The organism is Streptomyces sp. A 4/2 (assembly GCF_940670765.1).
Taxonomy (GTDB): Bacteria; Actinomycetota; Actinomycetes; order Streptomycetales; family Streptomycetaceae; genus Streptomyces.
In genome coordinates this window covers 24,509-47,802 of record NZ_CALNVW010000051.1, presented here as the reverse complement: position 1 = coordinate 47,802, position 23,294 = coordinate 24,509, and the positions used below count along the sequence as shown (strand labels likewise).

Below are 23,294 nucleotides of genomic sequence, written 5' to 3'. Positions count from 1 at the left end.
GACGGGTCAGCTCGCGGTCGTCTGCTGACCGGTGGCGCTGGTCTTCAGCCACTCCGCCCAGGAGAGGTTGAACGAGGCATAGCCGTTGTCCGCGGCGGCCTTGCCTCGGGGGGAACCCGTGATGGTGATCGGGTCGCCCTGCTTGACGAAGTCGTAGAACCACTTGGAGTCGGCCATCGACAGGTGGACACAGCCGTGCGAGCCGTAGCTGTGGCCCGGGTACGGGTCGCCGGTGGAGTAGTGGACGTAGGTGCCCGACGTGGTGAGGTGGACGTCCCAGGGCAGCGTCAGGTCGTAGAAGTCGGGGCTGCCCTTGGTGCAGCTGATGCCGACGCTGCACGAGGTCATGTGCACCTCACGCTCCTTGTCGATCACCGCCATCGTGCCGGTCCAGGAGGGGAAGCTCGGGCTGCCCGCGTCGATCGGCAGGGACCGTACCAGCTTGCCGTCGCGCATGACCTTCATCGAGTGGCCGGGCACCGACGCGGTGGCCTCGACGTCGTCCCCGATGGTGAACTTGTGCTGGTAGTTGTGGGTGCCGTAACGGCCCGAGCCGTTGCCGACGTCCGTCAGATCGGCGTCCAGCGTCACCTTGGTGCCCGGGTGCCAGTACTTCTCCGGCCGCCAGTCGGCCCGGGTGCTGCTGAACCAGTGCCAGGCCCCCACCACCGGTTCCGACGCGGAGACCTTCAGGTGCTTCTCGATGGTGGCACGGGCCGAGGTGGCCACCGGATTGGTGAAGACCACCGAGATCGGCATGGCCACGCCGACCGTCGCACCGGACTTGGGGGCGATCGTCTCCAGCAGCATGGGCGGCCCCGCGGGGTGCGAAGGCTTCGGGTGCACGCTCGCCGACGGCTTCGAGGCCGCTCCGGAGCCGCTCCCGGAGGCCGACGCCGAGGCGTCTCCCCCACAGGCACTCGTGCCCGCCAGTACCGCGCTGACCAGCAGTGCGATCCCTATGCTGCCCTTGACCCGGCCCATGCCCATGCTCCGCTCACGTCACTTCCCGCTGAATACAACATCACTAGAGACAGGGACACCGGGGAAACGGTTGCAGGGCCTTCGTAAAGCACAGGCCAAGTCTGCCGACGGGTGCGACCGGGCCTCCGGCCAGGGCCGTACCGGCCTCTCCGGAGCTGCTCGGCGAGGGTCGCCCGCAAAGAGTTTCGCTTCGGACCAATACACCTGTCCGGTGACGCTCGTTGGCCCTGATGGCCCGTCGGGGCCGAGCAGACGGCCCGTAGGGGCCGAGCACGCGTAGAGACCGAGCACGCGTGGAGACCAGCACCTGCGTCAGGAGACGGCACGCATGAACAGGAAGTCCGGCAGCCGGAACGGTCGCTTGCCGCTGACCGCCGCGCAGACGGGGATGTGGTTCTCCCAGCAGTTGGACGCGGAGAACACCAACTACCGCGCCGCCGAGTTCGTCGAGATCAGGGGCCCGCTCGACCGGGCTCTGCTGGAGGAGTCACTGCGCCGGGGAGTCGACGAGACGGAGGCGCTCCGGGTCCGCTTCGAGGCCGATGACGAGGGCAACGCCTGGCAGCTGACCGGGGATTCCCCCCGGTGGGAGCTGCCGCTGGTGGATCTGCGCGGCGCCGACGACCCGTGGGCCGCGGCCCGCGCCTGGATGTGGGCGGACATGCGCCTGCCCCTGGATCTCGGGCGGCCACCGCTGTTCACCTTCGCACTGCTCCGGACCTCGGACGAATGCTTCCTGCTGTACATCAGCGTGCACCACATCGCGCTGGACGGGTACGGCTTCTCCCTCTTCATCCAGCGGGTCGCCGAGACCTACACGGCGCTGGAGACGGGCACCCGTCTTCCGGCCCCCGCGTGGGGAACGCTGGCCGAACTGCTGGCCGACGAGGCCGCGTACCACGGGTCGGAGCGGTTCACCGAGGACCGGGAGTACTGGGCGGCGCAGTTGGCCGGCCATCCCGTCGGCCCGGACGCCGCCGACCGGCTGAAGTCCGTCCCGCACCGTTTCGTCCGGAAGACCGGCCATGTCGGCCCGGTCGCGGCCACCGGTCTGCGCGCCCTGGCCCGGCAGGCCAGAACGGGTCTGCCGTCGGTGGCGATGGCCGCGCTGTCGCTGTACGTGCACCGGCTCAGCGGCCGGGACGCGGTGACGCTGGACCTCACGGTGACCGGCCGTGCCGGTGCGGTGGCGCGCGGGGTGCCGATCATGCTGGCCAATGTGCTGCCCCTGACGGTGCGACTGGATTCCGGCACGACCGTGACCGATCTCGTACGGCACACCGCGCGGCAGGCGCGGGGGCTGTTGCGGCACCAGCGCTATCCGGCGCCGTACCTCGTCAAGGACCTGGGCGGTGTCCCCGCCACCGGGTATCTGGGCGACTGGGGCATCAACATCATGGGATTCGACCCCCGGTTGACCTTCGGGCAGCTCCCGGCCGTCCTGCACAACCTCTCCAACGGCCCCGTCACCGGTCTCGGGGTGAACGTCTACGACCGGCCGTCGGACGGGTCGCTGCGGATCGACTTCAACGCCGACCCCGCGAAGTACAGCGCCGAGGTCACCGCCGCGCACCACCGCCGCTTCCTGGAGCTCCTCGACACGCTCGCCACGGTCGGGCCGGACCGGCCGGTCGCCGAACTGGAACTGCTGACGGCCGCGGAGCGGCACACCGTGGTGACGGCCTGGAACGACACGGCGCGGCCCGTGCCGGCGACGACGCTGCCCGAGCTGTTCGAGGAACAGGCCCGCAGGGCGCCGGAGTCCATCGCCCTGGTGTGCGGGAAGACCGTGCTCTCGTACGGTGAACTCAACGCCCGCGCCAACCGGCTGGCCCGGCTGCTCATCGCGCGCGGAGCCGGTCCGGGGACGTTCGTGGCGCTCGCGCTGGAGCGCACCGCCGACTACCCGGTGGCGCTGCTCGCCGTACTGAAGTCGGGTGCGGCCTGTGTGCCGGTGGACCCCGAGCATCCGGCGGACCGGATCCGGTATCTGCTCGACGACACGGATCCGCTCTGTGTCATCAGCACCGTCGGGGGCGCGCCCGGACTGCCGTCCGCCGTACCGGTCCTGCGGCTCGACGCCCTGGACACCGTCCGGGACCTGGAGGGGCGGCCCGACACCGATCCGGCCGACCGTGACCGTACGGCGCCGCTGCTGCCGCACCACGCGGCGTACGTCAGTTACACCTCGGGGACCACCGGCCTGCCGAAGGGTGTCGTCGTCGAGCACCGCGCTCTCACCAACCTCTGCTTCGACCACCACCGTGAACTGATCGCGCCCGCCGCCCGGTCGGCGGGCCGTCCGCTGCGGTCCGCGCTGACCGCGACCTTCACCTTCGACACCGCGTGGGAGGGTCCGCTCTTCCTGGCCGCGGGCCAGCAACTGCACGTGATCGACGACTCCGTACGGCTCGATCCCGGGGCCCTGGTCGACTACATCGCCGAGCACGGGATCGACTTCCTCGACGTCACGCCCTCGTACCTGCACCAGCTGATCGCGGCCGGGCTGTTCACCGGTGACCGGCACCGCCCCAGGCTGCTGATGGTCGGCGGTGAGCCGCTGGACGCCGCGCTCTGGCGGACGCTGCGCGACTGCCCCGGCACCACCTCGTACAACTACTACGGGCCGACCGAGTGCACCGTCGACGCGGTGTACTGCCGGCTCGACGAGGAGGGCGGCACGCCGGTCATCGGGCGCCCCGGCCACAATGTGCGCGCCCATGTGCTGGACGCGTCGCTGCGCCCGGTGCCGCCGGGGGTGCCCGGCGAACTCCACCTGGCCGGTGCCCAGGTGGCACGTGGCTATCTCAACGCGCCGGAACTCACGGCCGAGCGTTTCGTCGCAGACCCGTTCGGTGCGCCGGGCGACCGGATGTACCGCACCGGTGACCAGGTGCGGTGGACCGACCGGGGTGCGCTGGAGTACCTCGGGCGGTGCGACGACCAGGTCGAGCTCCGGGGCCTGCGGATCGAGCCGGGTGAGATCGAGACGGTGCTCGCCCGGCACCCGGGGGTGGCCCGTGCGGCGGTCGCGGTACGGGAAACCCCGTCGGGTGAACGGGTCCTGACCGCGTACGTGGTACCCGCGGCGCGCCCCGCGCCCGGAGCCCTGCCATCCCAGCGGGCCGCCGCCGGCGAGGGGGTGGACGCCACCTCGCTGCGCGCCTGGGCGACCGCGCGGCTGCCCGGCTACATGGTCCCCTCCGCCTATCTCACGCTCGGCACGCTCCCGTTGACGGCCCACGGCAAGCTGGACCGGGCCGCGCTCCCCGCGCCGGAAGCGGCGGCGGACCGGGTAGGCAGGCCCGCCCGCAGCGCGCGGGAGAAGGCGCTCTGCGCGCTCTTCACCGAGGTGCTCGGTGTCGTGGACATCAGCATCGACGACGACTTCTTCGCGCTGGGCGGCTATTCGTTGCCGGCTGCCCGGCTCATCGGCCGCATCCGGTCGTCGCTGGGCACCGCGCTGTCCATCGGCGCGGTCTTCGAGGCGCCGACCGTGGCCGGGCTGGCCCGGCTGCTCGACGAGGGCAGCGCGCAGGACCCGTTCGCGATGCTGCTGCCGCTGCGCACCGACGGTTCCCGGCCGCCGCTGTTCTGCGTCCATCCGGCCGGGGGGCTGAGCTGGTGCTACGCGGGGATGCCCCGTCATCTGGCGGACGACCTCCCGGTGTACGGGCTCCAGGCGCGCGGCCTCTCGGGGCCGGGCAGGCTGCCCGCGACCTTCGAGGAGATGGTCGCCGAGTACGTGACGCACATCCGCTCCGTGCAGCCGTCGGGGCCCTACCACCTGCTGGGCTGGTCCCTGGGCGGTGCCCTGTCGCACGCCATCGCGGTACGGCTCCAGGAGCGGGGCGAGCGGGTGGCCCTGCTGGCCATGCTGGACTCCCGTCCCATCGACCCGCGGAGCCGGCTCCGTTCACTGCCCGACGACCGTGCGGCCCTGGCGCTCCTGCTCGAAGCCGCCGGGCACACCCCGCCGGGACCGGGTCTCTCGGCGCTGACCGCCACCGAGGTCGCGGCGATCCTCAGCAGCGACGGCGGCAACGGCCCGCTGTCCGCCTCCCTGGCGGAGTACCGGGGGCTCGGGAAACACCAGGGCCTCGCGGAGCACCATGTGGCCGCGATGACCTCCGTCCTCACCAACTCGGTCCGGCTCCAGCCGACGTTCGTCGAGGGCGTCTTCGACGGGGATCTGCTGTACTTCCACGCGACCCAGGGGAAGTCGGCGCAGGCCCTGGACGGTGAGGCCTGGCGGCCCTGGGTGACGGGACGCATCGAGTCCCACGACATCGCGTGCACCCACCACGCCATGACACAGGCGGCGCCACTGGCCCGGATCGGGCAGTCGGTCTCCCGGCATCTCGACGGAGCCGGCGCGCACTCGGTCTGACGGACGGCTCCGCGGGAGCGGAGCCCCGGAAGAGACATCACCACCACGGAACGGGACACACGCAGAGGTATGAGCACGCCGGAGAGAGAACCATTCGAGGACGAGCACGTGGGCACCAGATACCGCGCGGAGGTGGAAGCGGCGTACCGGAAATTGGAGGCGGCCACCGCCGGGCCGGACGGGCGGACACCGTTCTCCCGCGGTGCGCTGACCGGTTACCGCTGGGCCCTGGGCCGGGCGGACGCCGCCCCGGTCACGGGCGGTACGGACGCGGGTGCGCCGGACCTGGGGCTGCTGACCGCCGAAGTGGACGCGGTGGCCGTGCAGTTGGAGGACACGGCGCAGCGCGATGTGCCGGACGACCACGCCCGCGGGGTGTACGAGGCCCTGGCCTGGATCTGCGGCCAGAGCGACCTGCGGCCCTGACCGGCGGCCGTGACCGGCGGCCCGGTGGAGGTCACGTCGTGCCCCGGGCGCCGTCGGCGCGGCCCGCCAGTGCGGCGATCTGTGCCCGGGAGGAGAACCCGAGCTTCGCGAGGATGTGCTCGACGTGGGCGTCGGCGGTGCGTTTGGAGATCACCAGGCGCTCCGAGATCTCGCGGTTGGTCAGCCCCTGCGAGACCAGTGCCGCCACCTGCCGCTCCCGGCGGGTCAGGACGTCACCGGGCGTCGAGTCGGCCGGTCCCGTCAGGGCCGGGGTCGGGGTGTCGGCGTCGGCGAGCGCCAGCTCCACGGCCCGGTCCAGCGGGAGTTCCGCGCCCTGCGCGAAGAGCGCGGCGAACTCCCCGTCGCCCAGCGCGGAGCGGACGGCGCACTCCACCCGGGTGTGGTCGTCGAGGTACACCGCGGCCCCCACCATCGGGGACCCGACCTTGCGCCACAGCGCTCCGGCCGCACCCAGCAGCCAGGCCGCCCTGCTGGAACTCCCGAGTTCCGCGGCGCCCCAGGCCAGCAGTTCCAGGCTGTTCGCCGCACCGAACATCTCGCTGACCTCGCGGCTGCTCCGCAGGCCCGACCTGGCCAGCGAGACGCACTCCACCGGCTCGCCGCGCGCCCAGGCCGCCATCGCCTCGACGACCAGGATCTGTCCCTTGATGATGCATTCGCCGCTCTCGTCACCGAGCAGCACCAGTGCCCTCTCGCACTCCTCGACCGCGGAGACCGAGTCACGGAGCACGGCGTGCATGTAGCCCTTCTGGTAGTGGAAGACGACCAGTCCGAGGCGGTCGTTCAGCCGGTGCTGGCGGGCCAGCGCGTCGTCCATCAGCTGCTGTCCGCTCTCGGGGTCGCCGAGCAGCCAGCGGACCCCGCCCACATAGCCGGTGGCCAGGGCGAGTTCGAGGTCGGAACCGGCTTCCACGGCCACCTGCCGGGCCTCCTCGAAGCCCTCCAGGGCCGGTTCGAGATCGCCCTGCACCAGCGCGAGGAGACTGCGCCACAGCATCGCCAGGGCCCGCTCCCGGCAGGGGGACGGATCTGCGTCGATGCCTCGGCCCAGCCAGTACCGGCCTTCCTTGGAGAGCCCGGCCGTCACCCAGAACGGCCACAGCCTGGCGGCCATCTCCAGACCGGGCCGGACGCCGTCGGGGCGGGCCAGCGAGTAGTCGAGCGCGCTCCGCAGATCGGCCAGATCCCGGTACAACTGCCAGTACAACGGCACCTGTTCGGACGTGAGGACCGTCTGGTAGAAGTGCTGGACGCGGGCCAGGTAGTGGTCACGGTGCCGTTGGCGGCAGCGTTCCTGCTCGTCGCCGCCCAGCGTGCCGCAGTGGTCCGCTCCGTACTCCCTGATGGTGTCGAGCAGCCGGTACCGGGAGCCGTCCGCGCTGTCCCGCAGCACCACCGACTTGTCGACCAGGCCGATGAGGTGCTCCAGGATCTCGTCGCGCGGCAGGCCCTCGCCCGAGCAGACCTCCTCGACAGCGGTGAGATCGAACGGCCCGGCGAACACCGAGAGCCGCGCCCAGAGCAGCCGTTCCTCGGCCGAGCACAGGTCGTGGCTCCAGTCGATCGCGGTGCGCAGGGTCTGGTGCCGGGGCAGAGCGGCACTGCGGCGTCCGCCGGTGAGCACCCGGAAGCGGTGTTCGAGGCGGGCGGTCAACTGGTCGAGAGGGATGGCCCTGAGCCGTACCGTGGCCAGCTCGATGGCCAGCGGTATGCCGTCCAGCCTGCGGCACAGCGCCAGGACGTGGTGGCGGTTGGCAGCGGTGACCCGGAAGCCGGGGACGACGGCCGCCGCGCGCTGTTCGAAGAGCGTCGTCGCGTCGTCGTACCCCAGCGGCTGTACGGGCAGGGTGTGCTCACCGGGGACGTCCAGGGGTTGCCGGCTGGTGGCGAACACGGTCACTCCGGGCGCCTCGCGCAGCAGCAGGTCGGCGAGGAACGCGCAGGCGTCCAGGTGGTGTTCACAGGTGTCGAGGACGAGCAGCAGCCTGCGGTCCTGGAGGTGCTCCATGAGGACGTCCAGCAGGATCCGGCCGCTCTGTTCGGCCATCCCCAGGGCGCTGGCCAGGGCCTGCGGCAGCAGTTCGGGGTCGTGCAGCGAGGACAGTTCGGCCAGGACGACCCCGTCGGCATACTCCCCCTTGAGAGTGAACGCCGCACGCATCGCCAGCCTGCTCTTGCCCACCCCGCCGGGTCCGACGAGGGTGACCAGCCGTGCCCGGACGAGCAGTTCGCGGACCTGGGCGAGCTCCGCCGTACGACCGACGAAGCCGGTCACCTCCACGGGAAGTTCGCCGGTGCGCCGACTGTAACCGAGTGCCATGCCGCCCCCGCCGCGCTTCCTGAGCGTTCCTGTGTGCACGGCGAACTCCTCCGCGCGCACTGCGCGTGTCTGCCGCGCACCTCAGCGTAAGGGCTGCGCAACGGCTCGTGACACCCGTCGGCGGACATGGCCACCGGACGGGCGACCCCTGTGGCCCCGGGCGCTCATTTTCGTAAGGACGGCGCCAAGCCTTCGCCAAAAGCCGTAACCCGCGGTACCACCTGGTCCGTTACGCCGGGTGGGTCGGCCGCGCGGGATCGGCGTGCGGCGGCTTTCGGTCCGGTGTGCGGCGGCGTGCCGGGGCGAGGATGGTGCCCTCGCCCCGGCACGCCGTCGCCGTCCGGGTGGCGGGAAGCTGCCTGGTGGGCGGGGCGGGACGTGCCCGGTCGGGGTGTCCGATTCGTACAAGACCGTCGGCGCGACCGCTGTTTACGGTGAGCGCATGACTCCACGATTCGACGCGATCGGCCTCGTCGTCGCCGACATGGCCGCATCCCTCTCCTTCTACCGGCTCCTCGGCGTGGACATCCCCGCCGACGCCGACACCCGGCCGCACGCCGAGGCGGTGCTGCCCGGCGGGACACGGATCCTCTGGGACACCGAGGAGACCGTCCGGTCCTTCGATCCGGGGTGGCAGCCGCCGCAGTCGGGGGGCCGGGCCGGACCCTGCTTCGGCTGCGACTCGCCCGCCGAGGTCGACACCACGTACGCGGCGCTGGTGGAGGCGGGCCACCGCGGACACCTCGAGCCCTGGGACGCGTTCTGGGGGCAGCGTTACGCGACGCTGTGGGACCCGGACGGCTGTGAGGTGTCGCTGTTCGCCGACGCCACGTAGGCGCTCAGCGGCATCCCCGCCAGGTCGCGCATCTCACGGGCGAGGTGCGCCTGGTCGGTGCAGCCCGCGGTCAGGGCGGCTTCGGCGTACGGCGCTCCGCCCGCGACGAGGGCGAGCGCCCGCTGGAGCCTCAGCACCCGGGCGAGGGTCTTCGGTCCGTAGCCGAAGGCCGCCAGGGACCGCCGGTGCAGCCGGCGTGCGCCGAGGCCGACCGCCTGTGCGGTGGCCGCGACGGAACGGCCCGCGCCGAGGTGCCCGGCGACGGCCCGCAGTACCGGGTCGGGCGGCCCGGTCCGGGCCGCCCGGTGCAGGGCGAGACGTTCCAGGGCGGCGGCCGGGTCGGGGGCCGCGTCGATGCGCTCGGTGAGCCTGCGGGTGTCCGCACCGGGCCACAGGTCGCTCAGCTCGACCCGCCGGTCGCGCAGTTCGTGTGCGGGTACGCCGAGGTACGCGGGCCCGGTTCCGGGTGCGAAACGCACGCCGGCGTACCGCCCGGCGAGCGCCGGATCCGGGGCGTACGCCCGGGTGTCCGGCCCGGCGACCAGCAGCCTGCCCTCGGTCCAGAGCAGGTCGATGCACCCGTCGGGCAGGACCGGATACGTGTCACCGGCCCGCGCGGTGCGCGTCCACATCACGGCCCCGTCCAGCCGGGACGGCCACTGTGTGTACGTCACGACGGCCGCCGCGTGCGCGTCGGGAGGGCCACCGCGTGCACGTTCCGCAGCTCACTCCCCGCCCTTCTTCGAGCGCAGGCGTGAGGTGACGTCCTCGGGCGGCAGGAACCGCGACCAGCGCTCGGGGAATTCGGACGGCATCTCCGACCCGCCGTCCTCGTCGTCGTCCTCGTCGGTGGTGTGGTCCGGGGCGTCCGGGTGGTGCCCGACGCCCGCGCGAGCGTTCTGTTCGGCGCGCAGCCGCTCGTTCGCGGCGCGGGCCGCCGCGGTCGCCACCGAGGGCCAGACCCGGTCGATGGCAGCGTTGACCGCCGCCCCGGCCAGGACGGCGAAGGCCGACACCCCGATCCACAGCAGGACCGCGACGGGGGCGGCGAGCGAGCCGTAGATCGTCGGGCCCTCGACGGTGCTCGTGAGGTAGATCCGCAGCAGGAAGCTCCCCACGAACCACATGGCGAGGGCCACCAGCGCGCCGGGGATGTCCTCGACCCAGGGCGAACGCACCGGTACGGAGACGTGGTAGAGCGTGGTGAGGAAGGCGATCGACAGCAGGATCACCACGGGCCAGTACAGGAACGCCACGAGCTGTTCGCCGCCGGGAACGAACTCGACGACCCGGTCGGGGCCCGCCACCGCCAGCGGCAGCACCACCGCGCCGATCACCAGGGCGACGACGTACAGCAGGATCGAGAGGAGCCGGGTCATCACGATGCCGCGCCGGCCGTCGAGTCCGTACATCACGGTGATGGTGTCGATGAAGACGTTGACCGCCCGCGACCCCGACCACAGCGCGAACGCGAAACCGATCGAGACGATGTCGGGGCGTTTGCCGTGGGTGACGTCCTCCAGGAGCGGTGTCGCGAAGTCGTGGACGCCCCGGTCGGAGAGGATCGTCCGGGAGGCGTGCAGGAGGTTCTGCTCAAGACTGAAGACGGTGTGGGTGTCGGTCCAGCCGTCGACGTAGCCGAGCAGGGCGATCAGACTGAGCAGCAGCGGCGGCAGCGAGAGCAGCGTGAAGAACGCCGCCTCCGCGGCGAGTCCCAGAATCCGGTACTCCATGCACGAGTTGACGGTGTCCTTCAGTAGCAACCACGCCATCTTGCGCTTGGAGACATTGCGGTAGAGGGCTCTGGCCCTGTGGAGCAGGCCTGGTTGCCGCTCGCCTGTTTCTTTTGCTGCCTGCACCTCCTTACCGTAGCTCCATGGCAGCGAGCACTCACACAGTGACCAACCAGCCTCCACCCCTGGTGGGACATGACGTCTTCACATCCGACCGGGTCCTGGCCGAAGCGGTGGACCGGCACACCGCACCCGAGCTCATCGACGGGGTGAGGGAGGAACTGACTCTGCTCGGCCGCAGCGCCGGATCGGCGCAGGCCCAGGAGTGGGGATTCCAGGCGAACGAGAATCCACCGCGCCTGCGTACGCACGACCGTTACGGGCACCGGATCGACGAGGTGGAGTTCCATCCGGCCTGGCACCGGCTCCTCGGCAAGGCCGTGTCGGCGGGCCTGACGGACGCCTGGGGCAGACCGGCCGGTCATGTGCGGCGCGCGGCCGGGTTCCTGGTGTGGAGCCAGGTCGAGGCGGGGCACGGCTGCCCGGTGTCGATGACCCACGCGGCGGTGCCCGCGCTGCGGGCCGATCCGGCGCTCGCCGCCGAGTGGGAGCCGCGGCTCACCTCGCACCTGTACGAGCAGGAGCTGCGGCCCGCACCGCTCAAACCGGGCGCCCTGTTCGGGATGGGGATGACGGAGAAGCAGGGCGGCAGTGACGTCCGGGCCAACACGACGAGCGCGGTACCGCTCGGCGCGGACGGCGAATACCTGCTCACCGGGCACAAGTGGTTCTGCTCGGCGCCGATGTCCGACGGCTTCCTGGTCCTGGCACAGGCACCGGACGGGCTGACCTGTTTCCTGGTGCCCCGGGTGCTGGCGGACGGGACCCGCAATGTGTTCGCGATCCAGCGGCTCAAGGACAAACTGGGCAACCGGTCCAACGCGTCGAGCGAGGTCGAGTTCGACGGGACCTGGGCGCGCAGGGTCGGCGAGGAGGGCCGCGGGGTGCGCACCATCATCGAGATGGTGGCCGCGACCAGGCTGGACTGCACGATCGGTTCCGCCGCGCTGATGCGGCAGGCCGTGACCCAGGCCGTGCACCATGCCGCGCACCGCAGCGCGTTCGGCGGGGAGCTCATCGACAAGCCGCTGATGCGCAACGTACTGGCCGACATGGCGCTGGAGTCCGAGGCCGCGAGCACGCTGGCGATGCGGCTGGCCGCGGCGTACGACAGCGACACCGACGAGGAGCGGGCCTTCCTGCGGCTCGCGGTGCCGGCGGCCAAGTACTGGGTGACCAAGCGCGCCACGCCCGTGGTCGCCGAGGCACTCGAATGCCTGGGCGGCAACGGCTACGTCGAGGAGTCGGGGATGCCCCGGCTGCTGCGCGAGTCCCCGCTCAACTCCATCTGGGAGGGCTCGGGCAACGTACAGGCGCTGGACGTTCTGCGGGCCCTGCAACGCGAGCCTTCGGCGCTCAACGCCTTTCTGCAGGAGGTCGGCAAGGCGCGCGGCGGGGATCACCGGCTGGACCGGGCGATGAAGGACCTGCTGGGCGAACTGGCCGATCTGGAGGGGATCGAGGCGCGGGCCCGGCGGGTGGTCGAGCGCATCGCGCTGGTGCTCCAGGGCTCGCTGCTGGTGCGCTGGGCGCCGCCCGAGGTGGCTGACGCGTTCTGCGCGTCGCGGCTGGGCGGTGACTGGGGCAGCGCCTTCGGTACCCTGCCGCACACGCTGGACCTGGCGACGGTCGTCGACCGCGCGAGGGTCGAGGCGTAGGGACACGGATATCAGCCGGGGTTGGTGCTGCGCCGACACGGCACCACCCCGGCTGGTCCACCCATCCTCGTACGACCGGCCGGGTGCGCGCGAGAGTTGCAGACAGTTGCAGACCTGGAACCGGATGTGTCGAGAGCGGTGCGCGTCGGCGTCCGGGGATGCACGATGGGGCACCCACCGGGGCGGTGTCCGCACCGTCCCGCACCGATTTGCCCCGCTGGACCGATTCGGGAGTACCTCATGAGGACCGGAGCCCCCCGTACGGCTGGTCTGGACGCCCGGCACACCCAGGAGACGGCGCGCGCGCTGCACGGCCTGCGTGAGGCAGCGCTGGCGGGCGGCCGTCCCGAACTCGCCGCGCGTCCGGTCATCGACGCGTCCTGGCAGCGGATGTTCCGGGCAGGCATCGACCCGGAGCAGGACACCCGCAGCGTGCTGCTGGGCACGGAGGAGTTGGAGCACCGGCGCCGGGCCACCCAGCTCAGCGGCCTGCTGCCGACGCTCAGTCAGGAGCTGGCCCCGGCCGTCGACGCGTCGATGCAGGTCATGGTGGTCACGGACGCCGAGGGCCGGGTGCTGTGGCGCAGCGGCAACCGGGCGACGATGCGCAAGGCCGACCGCATCTGTCTGGCGGAGGGCGCCGCCTGGAGCGAGGGCGCCACCGGCACCAACGCGGTCGGCACGGTGCTGGCGACGGGCCGGGCCGTCCAGGTGCACTCCGCCGAGCACTTCGTCCGTACGCTGCGGAACTGGACCTGCGCCGCCGCGCCGATCCACGATCCGCGTGACGGGCGGCTGATCGGTGTCCTCGATGTCAGTGGGCCCGACTCCACCTTCCATCCGGCCATGCTGGCGCTGGTCGACTCGGTGGCCCGGCTGGCCACGGCGGAACTGCAGAAGCGGCATCTGGTGACGGTCGACCGGCTGCGCTCCGTGGGCTCGCCGATTCTGAGCAGAGTGGGCGGCCGGGCCCTGGTGGTGGACGCGCACGGCTGGCCCGCGGCGGTGACCGGGATGCCGCCGACGGACCGGCTGCCGCTGCCCAAGTCCTTCGCCGCGGGGCGGGTCTGGCTTCCCTCGCTGGGCATGTGCACGGTGGAGCCGCTGCCCGGCGGCTGGCTGATCCGGCTGGACGAGGAGGGTACGGAGCCGGGCGGGGGCACGCCGACGAGCCGCGTCGTCCTCGATCTGAGTGGGCGCCGGCGGTGGTCGGTGACCGTGTCGGGCGCGTCGGGGAGCTGGACGCAGGAGCTGACACCGCGCCACGCGGAACTGCTGTACGTGCTGAGCCTGCACCGCGAGGGGCGCACCGCCGCCGAACTGGCGGACGGTCTGTTCGGCGACGCGACGCGGACGGTGACGGTGCGGGCGGAGATGTCCCGGGTGCGCCGCCGGCTGGCCGAGATCCTCGCGCACCGCCCGTACCGCTTCGCCGAGGGGGTGGAGGTCGAGGTGATCCGCCCGGCGGACCCGACGGATCTGCTGCCGCACTCCACGGCGCCCGCGGTGCGGGGTCCGGGTACACCGCCCTGACGGCTTGCGCCGCGCCCCGCTCGGAATTGTCTCCCCGCCAGACGTACATTAGGTTAGGGCAGCCTTACCTAATGAGGTTGCCCGCACGGGGCCGCCGAGAAGGGAGCCCGAGGTGACAGCCGAGGTCCGCCGCGACGACTGGGGCATACCGCATCTGCGCGCGGACAGCGCGCACGCGCTGGCGCACGCACAGGGACACAACGCGGCCGTGGACCGCGCCTGGCAGATCGAGTTCGAACGCCACAGGTCGCAGGGGACCACGGCCGCGTTCCTGGGCGCGGCGGCCGTCGGCTGGGACAGCTTCGCCCGGCAGTCCCGGCTGGACGACACGGCCCGGCGCTGTTTCGGGAACCTGGACGCGCGGACCGCGGACTGGGTCCGCGCGTACGTGGCGGGGGTCAACGCCGGACTGGCCGAAGGGGCCCGCCGCACACCGGAGTTCGCCTCCGCGGGACTGGCCCCCGGCAGCTGGCGGCCCTGGACGCCGCTGGCCGTCTGGCTGTCCACCCACATCCTCTTCGCGGGCTTCCCCACCAAACTGTGGCGCGAGGAGGCGGCCCGCGCCCTCGGGGAGGGCGCCATCGACCTGTTCGCCACCGACGGTCCCGGCACCGCGGGCAGCAACGGCTGGCTCGTCACCGGGGAACTCACCGCGAGCGGCGCACCGCTCCTGGCGGGCGACCCGCACCGGTTCATCGAAGCCCCCGGTGTCTACCAGCAGATCCAGCTGGCCTGCCCGGAGTTCGACGTCGTCGGGCTGGCCGTTCCCGGCGTCCCCGGCATCGCGCACTTCGGACACACCTCGACCGTCGCCTGGTCGATCACCAACGCCATGGCCGACTACCAGGACCTCTACCAGGAGAAACTGCGGCGCCGGGGCGGGTCCGTGGAGGCACTGGGGCCGGACGGCTGGCGCCCCGCGTCGGCACACCTGGAAACCATCGAGGTGGCAGGGGCCGATCCGGTCACGATCGAGGTGATCGAGACCGTCCGCGGCCCGGTCGTCGTCGGCGGTCCGGAGGCGCCGTCGGCCGTCAGCCTGCGCCACCCGCCACGGGTGAGCGGTGAACTCGGCTTCGACGCCCTGCCGTTGCTGTTGCGGGCCCGCACGGTCGACGACGTGGACCGGGCCTTCGACCGCTGGGCCGAGCCGGTCAACGTCGTACAGGCGGCGGACACCGAGGGCGGTCTGCTGCACCGCGTCGCGGGCACCGTACCCGTACGCGACCCGGCGAACGGCCTGCGTACCGTCCGGGCCTGGGATGCGCGGCACGCCTGGCGCGGGCTGCACGAGTCGCTGCCGCGCGAGGCGGTCGAGGGCTTCGCCGTGATGGCCAACCAGCGGGAACTGGCCGCCCCGCTCGGGGTCGAGTTCGCACCGCCGCACCGCGCGCGGCGCATCCGGCAGCTGCTGGGCGGGGCCGCGGACTGGACGGCCCCGGACATGGCCGCCCTCCACATGGACAGCCAACTGCCCGCACCCCAGCCGCTGTTGGACCTGCTCGCGGGTCTCGACGGGCTGACCCCCGGCGCCGCGCGGCTCCGGGAACGGCTGCTCGGGTGGGACCGCAGGATGGACGCCGGCAGTACGGACGCCGCCGCGTACGCCGCGCTGCGGGCAGCCGTCGTGCGACGGCTGGCGGCGCATCCCGCGCTGGCCGCGCTGGCGGAACCCGCGGTGGCCGACGCCTACCCGGAGGTGTTCCGGCCGTGGCTGGCGCTGACCCCCCGGGTGGCCTTCGCGCTGGACGGACTGCTGACGACGGAGCTGCTGCCGGAGATCGACCGGGCCGCCGTGGTCAGGGCGGCGGCCGAGGAGACCGGGGAGACGGACGGATCCGGGCCGTCCTGGGGCGCGTTGCACCGGCTCGCCCCCTGGCAGGCACTCCCCGACGAGCAGGCCGGCGAAGGGCCCGGCCTGTCGGGCGACCACGACTGCGTCCTGTCCACCTCCAGCATCCCCGGACTCACCCACCGCACCGTCCGCGGCCCGGCCGCCCGCTACGTCTGGGACCTCGCCCGGCGCGACAACAGCCTCTGGGCCGTGCCGTTCGGCGCCTCCGGGGTACCGGGCCACCCCCATCACCGCGACCAGCTGCCGCTGTGGGCCGAAGGCGGACTCGTCCCGGTGGTCAGCGACTGGAACCGGCTGAGGAGCCCCGTGCCGACCGTGTACGAGCAGCAGGTCGACGGTTTCGGAACCGTCCGTGTCGTCCCCGTCGACCCGCAACAGGACTCCGCCCTGATCCACCGCTGGGTCGGCCAGGAACGGGCCCGCTTCTGGGGCATGCGGGACGCGAGCCCCGACGACGTCCTGGAGACCTACACCTTTCTCGACTCGCTGGACACGCACCACGCCTATCTGCTCCACCTCGACGGCACACCGGTGGCGCTCTTCCAGACGTACGAACCGGAGGCCGATCCGCTGGGCGAGTGCTACGACGTCCAGCCGGGCGACTTCGGCATCCATCTGCTGATCGGCCCCGCCGACGGTCAGCAGCGGCGGGGCTTCACCGGCGAGCTGCTGTCCGTGTTCCTGGCCTTCGTGCTGTCCGACCCGGCCGTGCGTCGCGTCGTGGCCGAACCGGACGCCCGTAACACCAGGGCGGTCGACCGCCTGCTGCGCTCCGGGTTCGTGCTCGGTCCCGAGGTGGACAAGCCGGAGAAGCGGGCCAGGCTGACCTTTCTGCTCCGGGACGGGGAGCAGGGGCGGGAGCGGACAGCGTGAGCCGGGGCCGGTGAGCCGCCGGTGGCGCCGGACCCGCCGCGCGGCCCGCCGCCGCCTCGTGATTCTCTGACCCGCATGAGCACCGTCACCGTGACCACCTGGTCCCTGGAACAGACCTCGCCCGCCGATCTGAAGCCCGCCGCCGAGCCCGCGGGCGACATCCGGATCGTCCGGGCCGAGGTCCCCTCCCCCGAGTTCAGCCGGTTCCTCTACGCCTCGGTCGGCGGGGACATCCGCTGGACCGACCGGCTGCCGCTCTCGTACGCGCAGTGGCAGGAGATCCTGGACCGGCCGGGCGCCGAGACCTGGGTGGCGTACGACCGGGGCACTCCGGCCGGGTACGTGGAGCTGGACCCGCAGGACGACGGGGTCGTGGAGATCATGTACTTCGGGCTGATCCCCGCCTTCCGGGGGCGGCGGATCGGCGGCCATCTCCTGTCGTACGGCGTGCGGCGCGCATGGGATCTCGCCGACCGCACCCCCGGGCGTCCCCCGACGAAGCGGGTCTGGCTGCACACGTGCAGCAAGGACGGTCCGTACGCGATGGACAACTATCTGCGCCGCGGCTTCCGGCTCTTCCGGACCGAGACCGAAGAGGAAGCGGAGGTGGCGACTCCGGGGCCCTGGCCCGGGGCGCAGCACACGTCCGGTGCGTGACCGACACCACATCGTCTCATGATGCGGGACCATCTCGTCCACATGACGGATAGTGGTGGACTGGCGCGAGAGTGCCGTGCCACGCTTCCGCCATGCCTGGAACTGGAATTGCCTTGGTGAGTCGGCGCCACGTCGATCTCTGCCGCATGTCCAGCGCCATCTGTCCGGCGCGCTGATCTTCACCAGCCACGCCGTTTTCCGCCGTCCCCGTCGTTGCGGACGAGCGAAGTCCCCTGCTGGGGTCCTGTTTTCTCTCAGCCACCGCGCCCTGCCATGAACTGGCAGGTCACAGGGGTACCTTCAGCCTGATTCGCCGCCCCGAGCCGCTCTTCGAGCCGCCCCCGAGCCGCCACAGAAGGACGAACCATCATGGCCGCCAGCCCGGAAACGCCCCCTCCAGCCGCGCCCCGCCGCAAGGTGAGCCGTCACCGTGGCGAAGGCCAGTGGGCCAAGGGCCACTTCACTCCGCTGAACGGCAATGAGCAGACCAAGAAGGACGACGACGGTCTCAATGTGCGGACACGCATTGAGACGATCTACTCCAAGCGCGGCTTCGACTCGATCGACGGCGGCGACCTGCGCGGCCGGATGCGCTGGTGGGGGCTGTACACCCAGCGCAAGGAAGGGATCGACGGCGGCAAGACCGCGATCCTGGAACCCGAGGAGCTGGACGCCGAGTTCTTCATGCTGCGGGTCCGGATCGACGGCGGTCGGCTCACCACCGAGCAACTGCGTGTCATCGGGGACATCTCGCAGGAGTTCGCCCGCGGCACCGCGGACCTCACCGACCGGCAGAACGTCCAGTTCCACTGGATCCGGATCGAGGACGTCCCGGAGATCTGGCGGCGGCTGGAGGAGGTCGGCCTCTCGACCACCGAGGCGTGCGGTGACACTCCCCGTACGATCCTCGGCTCACCCGTGGCGGGCGTCGCCGCGAACGAGATCATCGACGGCTCGTGGGCGGTCGACGAGATCCAGCGACGCTTCATCGGCAACCCCGAATTCTCCAACCTGCCAAGGAAGTTCAAGACCGCGATCTCCGGCTCGCCGCAGCTCGACGTCGCGCACGAGATCAACGACATCGCCTTCGTCGGCGTCGACCACCCCGAGCACGGCCCCGGTTTCGACCTGTGGGTCGGCGGCGGTCTCTCCACCAACCCGAAGCTCGGCGTGCGGCTCGGTGCCTGGGTTCCGCTGGACGAGGTGCCCGATGTGTGGGAAGGCGTCATCTCGATCTTCCGCGACTACGGCTACCGCCGGCTGCGCAACCGCGCCCGGCTGAAGTTCCTCGTCGCCGACTGGGGCCCGGAGAAGTTCCGGCAGATCCTGGAGGACGAGTACCTGGAGCGCAAGCTCCTCGACGGGCCCGCGCCCGAGCAGCCCGCGGAGGTCTGGCGCGATCACCTCGGCGTGCACGAGCAGCGGGACGGACGGTTCTACGTCGGCTTCGCCCCCCGCGTCGGACGCGTGGACGGCACGACCCTGACGAAGGTCGCCGAGCTGGTGGCGGCACACGGCTCGGGGCGGCTGCGGACCACCACCGAGCAGAAGATGATCGCCCTCGACATCGAGGAGTCGCGGGTCGACTCGCTGGTGGCCGGTCTCGAAGCGCTGGACCTGAAGGTCGACGCCTCGCCGTTCCGGCGCGGCACCATGGCCTGCACCGGCATCGAGTTCTGCAAGCTGGCGATCGTCGAGACCAAGGCGAGCGGCGCCGCACTGATCGACGAACTGGAGCGCCGGATCCCGGAGTTCGACGAGCCGATCACCATCAACATCAACGGCTGCCCCAACGCCTGTGCGCGTATCCAGGTCGCCGACATCGGCCTCAAGGGCCAGTTGGTGCTGGACAAGGACGGCAACCAGGTCGAGGGCTTCCAGGTGCACCTGGGCGGCGCACTCGGGCTGGAGGCGGGCTTCGGCCGCAAGGTCCGTGGCCTGAAGGTGACTTCGGAGGAGCTGCCCGACTACGTCGAGCGTGTCCTGAAGCGGTTCCAGGCCGAGCGCGCGGACGGTGAGCGGTTCGCCACCTGGGCCGCGCGGGCCGCAGAGGAGTCCCTCTCGTGAGCGAGCGTGCCGCACCGTTCTTCTGCCCGTACTGCGGCGACGAGGACCTGCGCCCCTCCGAGGCCGGACACGGCGCCTGGGAATGCGCGGCGTGCAATCGCGCATTCCAGTTGAAGTTCCTCGGGCTGCTGGCCCGTGGACTCCAGCGCGACTCCGCCAACAGCGTTGAAGGAGACCGGATATGACCGACACTCAGGAGACCGCGGATCCGGAGACCGAAGATCCGGAGACCGAGGATCCGAGGGCACTCGCCGAGCGGGCCGGCCGCGAACTGGAGGACGCCTCCCCGCTGGAGATCCTCCGCTGGGCCGCCGACACCTTCGGCAGGCAGTTCTGCGTGACCTCCTCGATGGAGGACGCGGTCGTCGCCCACCTCGCGTCCCGCGCCTTCCCCGGGGTGGACGTCGTCTTCCTCGACACCGGCTACCACTTCCCGGAGACCATCGGCACCCGGGACGCGGTGGAGGCCGTGATGGACGTCAACGTCATCACGCTGCTGCCCTGGCAGAGCGTCGCCGAGCAGGACGCCGAACACGGCCCCCGGCTGCACGACCGCGACCCCGACCTGTGCTGCGCCCTGCGCAAGGTGAAGCCGCTGGAGGACGGGCTCAGGCACTACCGGGCGTGGGCCACGGGCCTGCGCCGCGACGAGTCGCCGACCAGGGCGAACACCCCGGTCGTCGGCTGGGACGAGAAGCGGCAGAAGGTCAAGATCTCGCCGATCGCCCGCTGGACGCAGGACGACGTGGAGGCGTACATCACCGAGTACGGCGTCCTCACCAACCCGCTGCTCACCGACGGATACCCCTCCATCGGCTGCGCGCCCTGCACCCGGCGGGTCGCCGAGGGCGAGGACGCGCGGGCCGGCCGGTGGGCCGGACGGAACAAGACCGAGTGCGGGCTGCACGGCTGATGACGAGTGTTCAGGAGAACCAGATGACGACGGACCAGGGAGCCACTGTCTGGCTCACCGGTCTGCCGAGCGCGGGCAAGACCACCATCGCCCATGCCCTCGCGGAGCGGCTGCGCGGCGAGGGCCGCCGGGTGGAGGTGCTCGACGGTGACGAGATCCGCGAGTTCCTGTCCGCCGGGCTCGGCTTCAGCCGCGAGGACCGGCACACCAACGTCCAGCGCATCGGCTTCGTCGCCGAACTGCTCGCGTCCAACGGCGTGACGGCGCTGGTGCCGGTCATCGCGCCGTACGCGGACAGCCGGGAGGCCGTGCGCAAGCGGCACGGGAGCACCGGCACCCCGTACCTGGAGGTGCATGTCGCCACTCCGGTGGAGGTGTGCTCCGTACGCGATGTGAAGGGTCTGTACGCCAAGCAGGCGGCCGGTGAGATCTCCGGGCTGACCGGGGTCGACGACCCCTACGAGGCGCCTGAGGCCCCGGACCTGCGGATCGAGTCGCACCAGCAGACCGTGCAGGAGTCCGCCGCCGCGCTGCATGCGCTGCTCACCGAGAGGGGCCTGGCCCGATGACGACCGCTGCCGCTGTCACCGAAGGTACGGACAGCCCGTTCGCGCTGAGCCACCTGGACGCCCTGGAGTCCGAGGCGGTCCACATCTTCCGCGAGGTCGCGGGCGAGTTCGAGCGGCCGGTGATCCTCTTCTCCGGCGGCAAGGACTCGATCCTGATGCTGCACCTGGCGCTGAAGGCCTTCGCCCCGGCCGCCGTGCCGTTCTCGCTGCTGCACGTGGACACCGGGCACAACTTCCCCGAGGTACTGGCCTACCGCGACCGGGTGGTGGCCGAGCACGGGCTGCGGCTCCATGTCGCCTCGGTCCAGGAGTACATCGACGCCGGGAAGCTGCGCGAGCGCCCCGACGGGCTGCGCAATCCGCTCCAGACGGTCCCGCTCACGGAGGGGATCCAGCAGCACCGGTTCGACGCGGTGTTCGGCGGCGGGCGCCGGGACGAGGAGAAGGCGCGCGCCAAGGAGCGGGTGTTCTCGCTGCGCGACGAGTTCTCGCAGTGGGACCCGCGCCGCCAGCGCCCGGAACTGTGGCAGCTGTACAACGGCCGGCACGCGCCCGGCGAGCACGTCCGGGTGTTCCCGCTCTCCAACTGGACGGAGCTGGACGTCTGGCAGTACATCGAGCGGGAGCGGATCGAGCTGCCCGAGATCTACTTCGCCCACGAGCGCGACGTGTTCAAGCGTTCCGGCATGTGGCTGACCCCGGGCGAGTGGGGCGGCCCCAAGGGCGACGAGAGCGTCGAGACCCGGCTGGTGCGCTACCGCACCGTCGGTGACATGTCCTGCACCGGCGCCGTCGACTCCGACGCCACCACGCTCGAAGCCGTGATCACCGAGATCGCCGCGTCCCGGCTGACCGAGCGGGGCGCGACCCGCGCCGACGACAAGATGTCCGAGGCCGCGATGGAAGACCGCAAGCGCGAGGGGTACTTCTAAATGACCAGCCCTACTGACCAGTTGGCCGATCAGCTGTCGGCCACCACCCTGCTGCGCTTCGCGACCGCGGGCTCCGTCGACGACGGCAAGTCCACGCTGGTCGGCCGGCTGCTGCACGACTCCAAGTCGATCTTCACGGATCAGCTGGAAGCCGTCGCGCAGGCCTCGCTGGGCCGCGGCCAGGAGACCCCCGACCTGGCGCTGCTGACCGACGGGCTGCGCGCCGAGCGGGAACAGGGCATCACGATCGATGTCGCGTACCGCTACTTCGCCACGCCGCGGCGCCGGTTCATCCTGGCGGACACCCCGGGGCATGTGCAGTACACCCGCAACATGGTGACCGGGGCTTCCACCGCCGAGCTCGCGGTGGTGCTGGTCGACGCCCGCAACGGTGTCGTCGAGCAGACCCGCCGTCATGCGGCGGTCGCCGCGCTGCTGCGGGTGCCGCACGTGGTGCTGGCCGTCAACAAGATGGACCTCGTCGACTACGCCGAGCCCGTCTTCGCCGCCATCGCCGAGGAGTTCACCGCGTACGCTGCCTCCCTCGGCGTCCCGGAGATCACCGCGATCCCGATCTCCGCGCTCGCCGGTGACAATGTGGTGGAGCCGTCCGCGCACATGGACTGGTACGGCGGCCCGACCGTTCTGGAACATCTGGAGACGGTCCCGGCCAGCCACGACCTCACCGCGTGCAAGGCTCGCTTCCCCGTCCAGTACGTGATCCGGCCGCAGACCGCCGAGCACCCCGACTACCGGGGCTACGCGGGCCAGATCGCCTCGGGCGCGCTGCGGGTCGGCGAGGCCGTGACGGTACTGCCGTCCGGCCGTACGTCCACCATCGCCGGGATCGATGTGCTGGGGCAGAGCGCGGACATCGCCTGGGCCCCGCAGTCGGTGACCGTACGGCTGGCCGACGACCTCGACATCTCGCGCGGCGACCTGATCGCGCCGACCGCCCACGCACCCGTGCCGACGCAGGACGTCCTGGCGACCGTCTGCCATGTGGCCGACTCGGCGCTGGTGGTGGGTCAGCGGGTGCTGCTCAAGCACACCACCCGCACGGTCAAGGCGATCGTCAAGGACATCCCCTCCCGGCTGACCCTCGACGACCTCTCCCAGCACCCGGACCCGGGGCAGCTGGTCGCCAACGACATCGGCCGGGTCGTCGTCCGTACCGCCGAGCCGCTGGCCCTCGACGCGTACGCCGACTCCCGGCGCACCGGTTCGTTCCTGCTGATCGACCCGGCCGACGGCACCACGCTGGCGGCCGGTATGGCGGGCGACGCGTTCGCGGTGACGGCGGAGCACGTCGCCGCGGCGGCCGAGACCGCACCGGACGACGCGGGATGGGACTTCTAGCCGTGTCCTTCGACATCTACGGCACCTTCGCGAAGGAGGGCGGCCGGAT

The 23,294-nt window shown here is 71.7% G+C and carries 18 protein-coding genes; 14 read left to right on the top strand and 4 right to left on the bottom strand.

Annotated elements, in window-relative coordinates:
- Positions 1 to 6: 6 nt before the first annotated feature.
- Complete coding sequence (locus NBY69_RS33695; RefSeq protein WP_250305820.1) at positions 7 to 984, bottom strand: Ig-like domain-containing protein; 978 nt, start codon at positions 982 to 984, stop codon at positions 7 to 9.
- A 328-nt stretch (positions 985 to 1,312) separates the two neighbouring features.
- Between NBY69_RS33695 and NBY69_RS33690 the strand changes: the two genes are divergently transcribed.
- Together NBY69_RS33690 and NBY69_RS33685 are read left to right on the top strand one after the other, a co-directional pair.
- Positions 1,313 to 5,374: an amino acid adenylation domain-containing protein gene (locus NBY69_RS33690; protein WP_250305818.1), complete on the top strand. Its 4,062-nt coding sequence runs from the start codon at positions 1,313 to 1,315 to the stop codon at positions 5,372 to 5,374.
- A gap of 108 nt (positions 5,375 to 5,482) precedes the next feature.
- Positions 5,483 to 5,800: a hypothetical protein gene (locus tag NBY69_RS33685; RefSeq protein WP_250305816.1), complete on the top strand. Its 318-nt coding sequence runs from the start codon at positions 5,483 to 5,485 to the stop codon at positions 5,798 to 5,800.
- 31 nt (positions 5,801 to 5,831) lie between these two features.
- Here the strand turns inward: NBY69_RS33685 and NBY69_RS33680 are convergent, their stop codons facing one another.
- Positions 5,832 to 8,180 (bottom strand): LuxR C-terminal-related transcriptional regulator, encoded by a 2,349-nt coding sequence (locus NBY69_RS33680; RefSeq protein ID WP_250305815.1) that lies wholly within the window; start codon positions 8,178 to 8,180, stop codon positions 5,832 to 5,834.
- 403 nt (positions 8,181 to 8,583) lie between these two features.
- Here NBY69_RS33680 and NBY69_RS33675 point away from each other — a divergent pair, with 403 nt between their 5' ends.
- Positions 8,584 to 8,976: a VOC family protein gene (locus NBY69_RS33675; RefSeq protein ID WP_250305813.1), complete on the top strand. Its 393-nt coding sequence runs from the start codon at positions 8,584 to 8,586 to the stop codon at positions 8,974 to 8,976.
- Here the strand turns inward: NBY69_RS33675 and NBY69_RS33670 are convergent.
- A complete protein-coding gene (locus NBY69_RS33670) occupies positions 8,916 to 9,608 on the bottom strand; it encodes an AraC family transcriptional regulator (RefSeq protein WP_250306018.1) in 693 nt (230 codons plus the stop codon). The two genes, NBY69_RS33675 and NBY69_RS33670, sit on opposite strands and share 61 nt — an antisense overlap.
- Before the next feature lie 93 nt (positions 9,609 to 9,701).
- Positions 9,702 to 10,835 carry a YihY/virulence factor BrkB family protein gene (locus tag NBY69_RS33665; RefSeq protein WP_250305810.1) on the bottom strand — a complete coding sequence of 378 codons (1,134 nt, stop codon included), beginning with the start codon at positions 10,833 to 10,835 and terminating at the stop codon, positions 9,702 to 9,704.
- Positions 10,836 to 10,852: 17 nt separating this feature from the next.
- Here NBY69_RS33665 and NBY69_RS33660 point away from each other — a divergent pair, with 17 nt between their 5' ends.
- From NBY69_RS33660 to NBY69_RS33615, 11 genes are all read left to right on the top strand, one after another.
- A complete protein-coding gene (locus tag NBY69_RS33660; protein ID WP_250305809.1) occupies positions 10,853 to 12,487 on the top strand; it encodes an acyl-CoA dehydrogenase family protein in 1,635 nt (544 codons plus the stop codon).
- A gap of 240 nt (positions 12,488 to 12,727) precedes the next feature.
- Entirely contained in the window at positions 12,728 to 14,020 is a 1,293-nt protein-coding gene (locus tag NBY69_RS33655) for a helix-turn-helix domain-containing protein (protein WP_250305805.1), read from the top strand.
- A 112-nt stretch (positions 14,021 to 14,132) separates the two neighbouring features.
- Positions 14,133 to 16,748: a GNAT family N-acetyltransferase gene (locus NBY69_RS33650; RefSeq protein WP_250305803.1), complete on the top strand. Its 2,616-nt coding sequence runs from the start codon at positions 14,133 to 14,135 to the stop codon at positions 16,746 to 16,748.
- A gap of 75 nt (positions 16,749 to 16,823) precedes the next feature.
- Complete coding sequence (locus tag NBY69_RS33645; protein WP_250305801.1) at positions 16,824 to 17,405, top strand: GNAT family N-acetyltransferase; 582 nt, start codon at positions 16,824 to 16,826, stop codon at positions 17,403 to 17,405.
- Positions 17,406 to 17,497: 92 nt separating this feature from the next.
- Positions 17,498 to 17,581 carry a putative leader peptide gene (locus NBY69_RS37750; RefSeq protein ID WP_323136651.1) on the top strand — a complete coding sequence of 28 codons (84 nt, stop codon included), beginning with the start codon at positions 17,498 to 17,500 and terminating at the stop codon, positions 17,579 to 17,581.
- Positions 17,582 to 17,774: 193 nt separating this feature from the next.
- The gene (locus NBY69_RS33640) at positions 17,775 to 19,472 is read left to right on the top strand and encodes a nitrite/sulfite reductase (RefSeq protein WP_250305798.1); all 1,698 of its coding nucleotides are present in this window, start codon (positions 17,775 to 17,777) and stop codon (positions 19,470 to 19,472) included.
- On the top strand, positions 19,469 to 19,657 hold the full coding sequence (locus tag NBY69_RS33635; protein WP_250305796.1) for a hypothetical protein: 189 nt from the start codon (positions 19,469 to 19,471) through the stop codon (positions 19,655 to 19,657). The genes NBY69_RS33640 and NBY69_RS33635 overlap by 4 nt, the downstream gene beginning before the upstream one ends.
- Positions 19,654 to 20,385, top strand: a complete 732-nt coding sequence (locus NBY69_RS33630; RefSeq protein WP_250305794.1) for a phosphoadenylyl-sulfate reductase — start codon at positions 19,654 to 19,656, stop codon at positions 20,383 to 20,385. Before NBY69_RS33635 ends, NBY69_RS33630 begins: the two co-directional genes overlap by 4 nt.
- On the top strand, positions 20,385 to 20,954 hold the full coding sequence (cysC, locus tag NBY69_RS33625) for an adenylyl-sulfate kinase (protein ID WP_266640131.1): 570 nt from the start codon (positions 20,385 to 20,387) through the stop codon (positions 20,952 to 20,954). The genes NBY69_RS33630 and cysC overlap by 1 nt, the downstream gene beginning before the upstream one ends.
- A complete protein-coding gene (gene cysD / locus NBY69_RS33620; protein ID WP_250305792.1) occupies positions 20,951 to 21,886 on the top strand; it encodes a sulfate adenylyltransferase subunit CysD in 936 nt (311 codons plus the stop codon). Before cysC ends, cysD begins: the two co-directional genes overlap by 4 nt.
- Positions 21,887 to 23,245 carry a sulfate adenylyltransferase subunit 1 gene (locus tag NBY69_RS33615; RefSeq protein ID WP_250305788.1) on the top strand — a complete coding sequence of 453 codons (1,359 nt, stop codon included), beginning with the start codon at positions 21,887 to 21,889 and terminating at the stop codon, positions 23,243 to 23,245.
- Positions 23,246 to 23,294 lie beyond the last annotated feature (49 nt).

Coding starts and splice junctions, on each gene's coding strand:
- NBY69_RS33675 (WP_250305813.1), top strand. CDS start 8,584: ATGACTCCACGATTCGACGCGATCGGCCTCGTCGTCGCCGACATGGCC.
- cysC (WP_266640131.1), top strand. CDS start 20,385: ATGACGAGTGTTCAGGAGAACCAGATGACGACGGACCAGGGAGCCACT.
- NBY69_RS33640 (WP_250305798.1), top strand. CDS start 17,775: ATGGCCGCCAGCCCGGAAACGCCCCCTCCAGCCGCGCCCCGCCGCAAG.
- NBY69_RS33695 (WP_250305820.1), bottom strand. CDS start 984: ATGGGCCGGGTCAAGGGCAGCATAGGGATCGCACTGCTGGTCAGCGCG.
- NBY69_RS33670 (WP_250306018.1), bottom strand. CDS start 9,608: ATGTGGACGCGCACCGCGCGGGCCGGTGACACGTATCCGGTCCTGCCC.
- NBY69_RS33615 (WP_250305788.1), top strand. CDS start 21,887: ATGACCAGCCCTACTGACCAGTTGGCCGATCAGCTGTCGGCCACCACC.
- NBY69_RS37750 (WP_323136651.1), top strand. CDS start 17,498: ATGCCTGGAACTGGAATTGCCTTGGTGAGTCGGCGCCACGTCGATCTC.
- cysD (WP_250305792.1), top strand. CDS start 20,951: ATGACGACCGCTGCCGCTGTCACCGAAGGTACGGACAGCCCGTTCGCG.
- NBY69_RS33630 (WP_250305794.1), top strand. CDS start 19,654: ATGACCGACACTCAGGAGACCGCGGATCCGGAGACCGAAGATCCGGAG.
- NBY69_RS33660 (WP_250305809.1), top strand. CDS start 10,853: ATGGCAGCGAGCACTCACACAGTGACCAACCAGCCTCCACCCCTGGTG.
- NBY69_RS33645 (WP_250305801.1), top strand. CDS start 16,824: ATGAGCACCGTCACCGTGACCACCTGGTCCCTGGAACAGACCTCGCCC.
- NBY69_RS33655 (WP_250305805.1), top strand. CDS start 12,728: ATGAGGACCGGAGCCCCCCGTACGGCTGGTCTGGACGCCCGGCACACC.
- NBY69_RS33690 (WP_250305818.1), top strand. CDS start 1,313: ATGAACAGGAAGTCCGGCAGCCGGAACGGTCGCTTGCCGCTGACCGCC.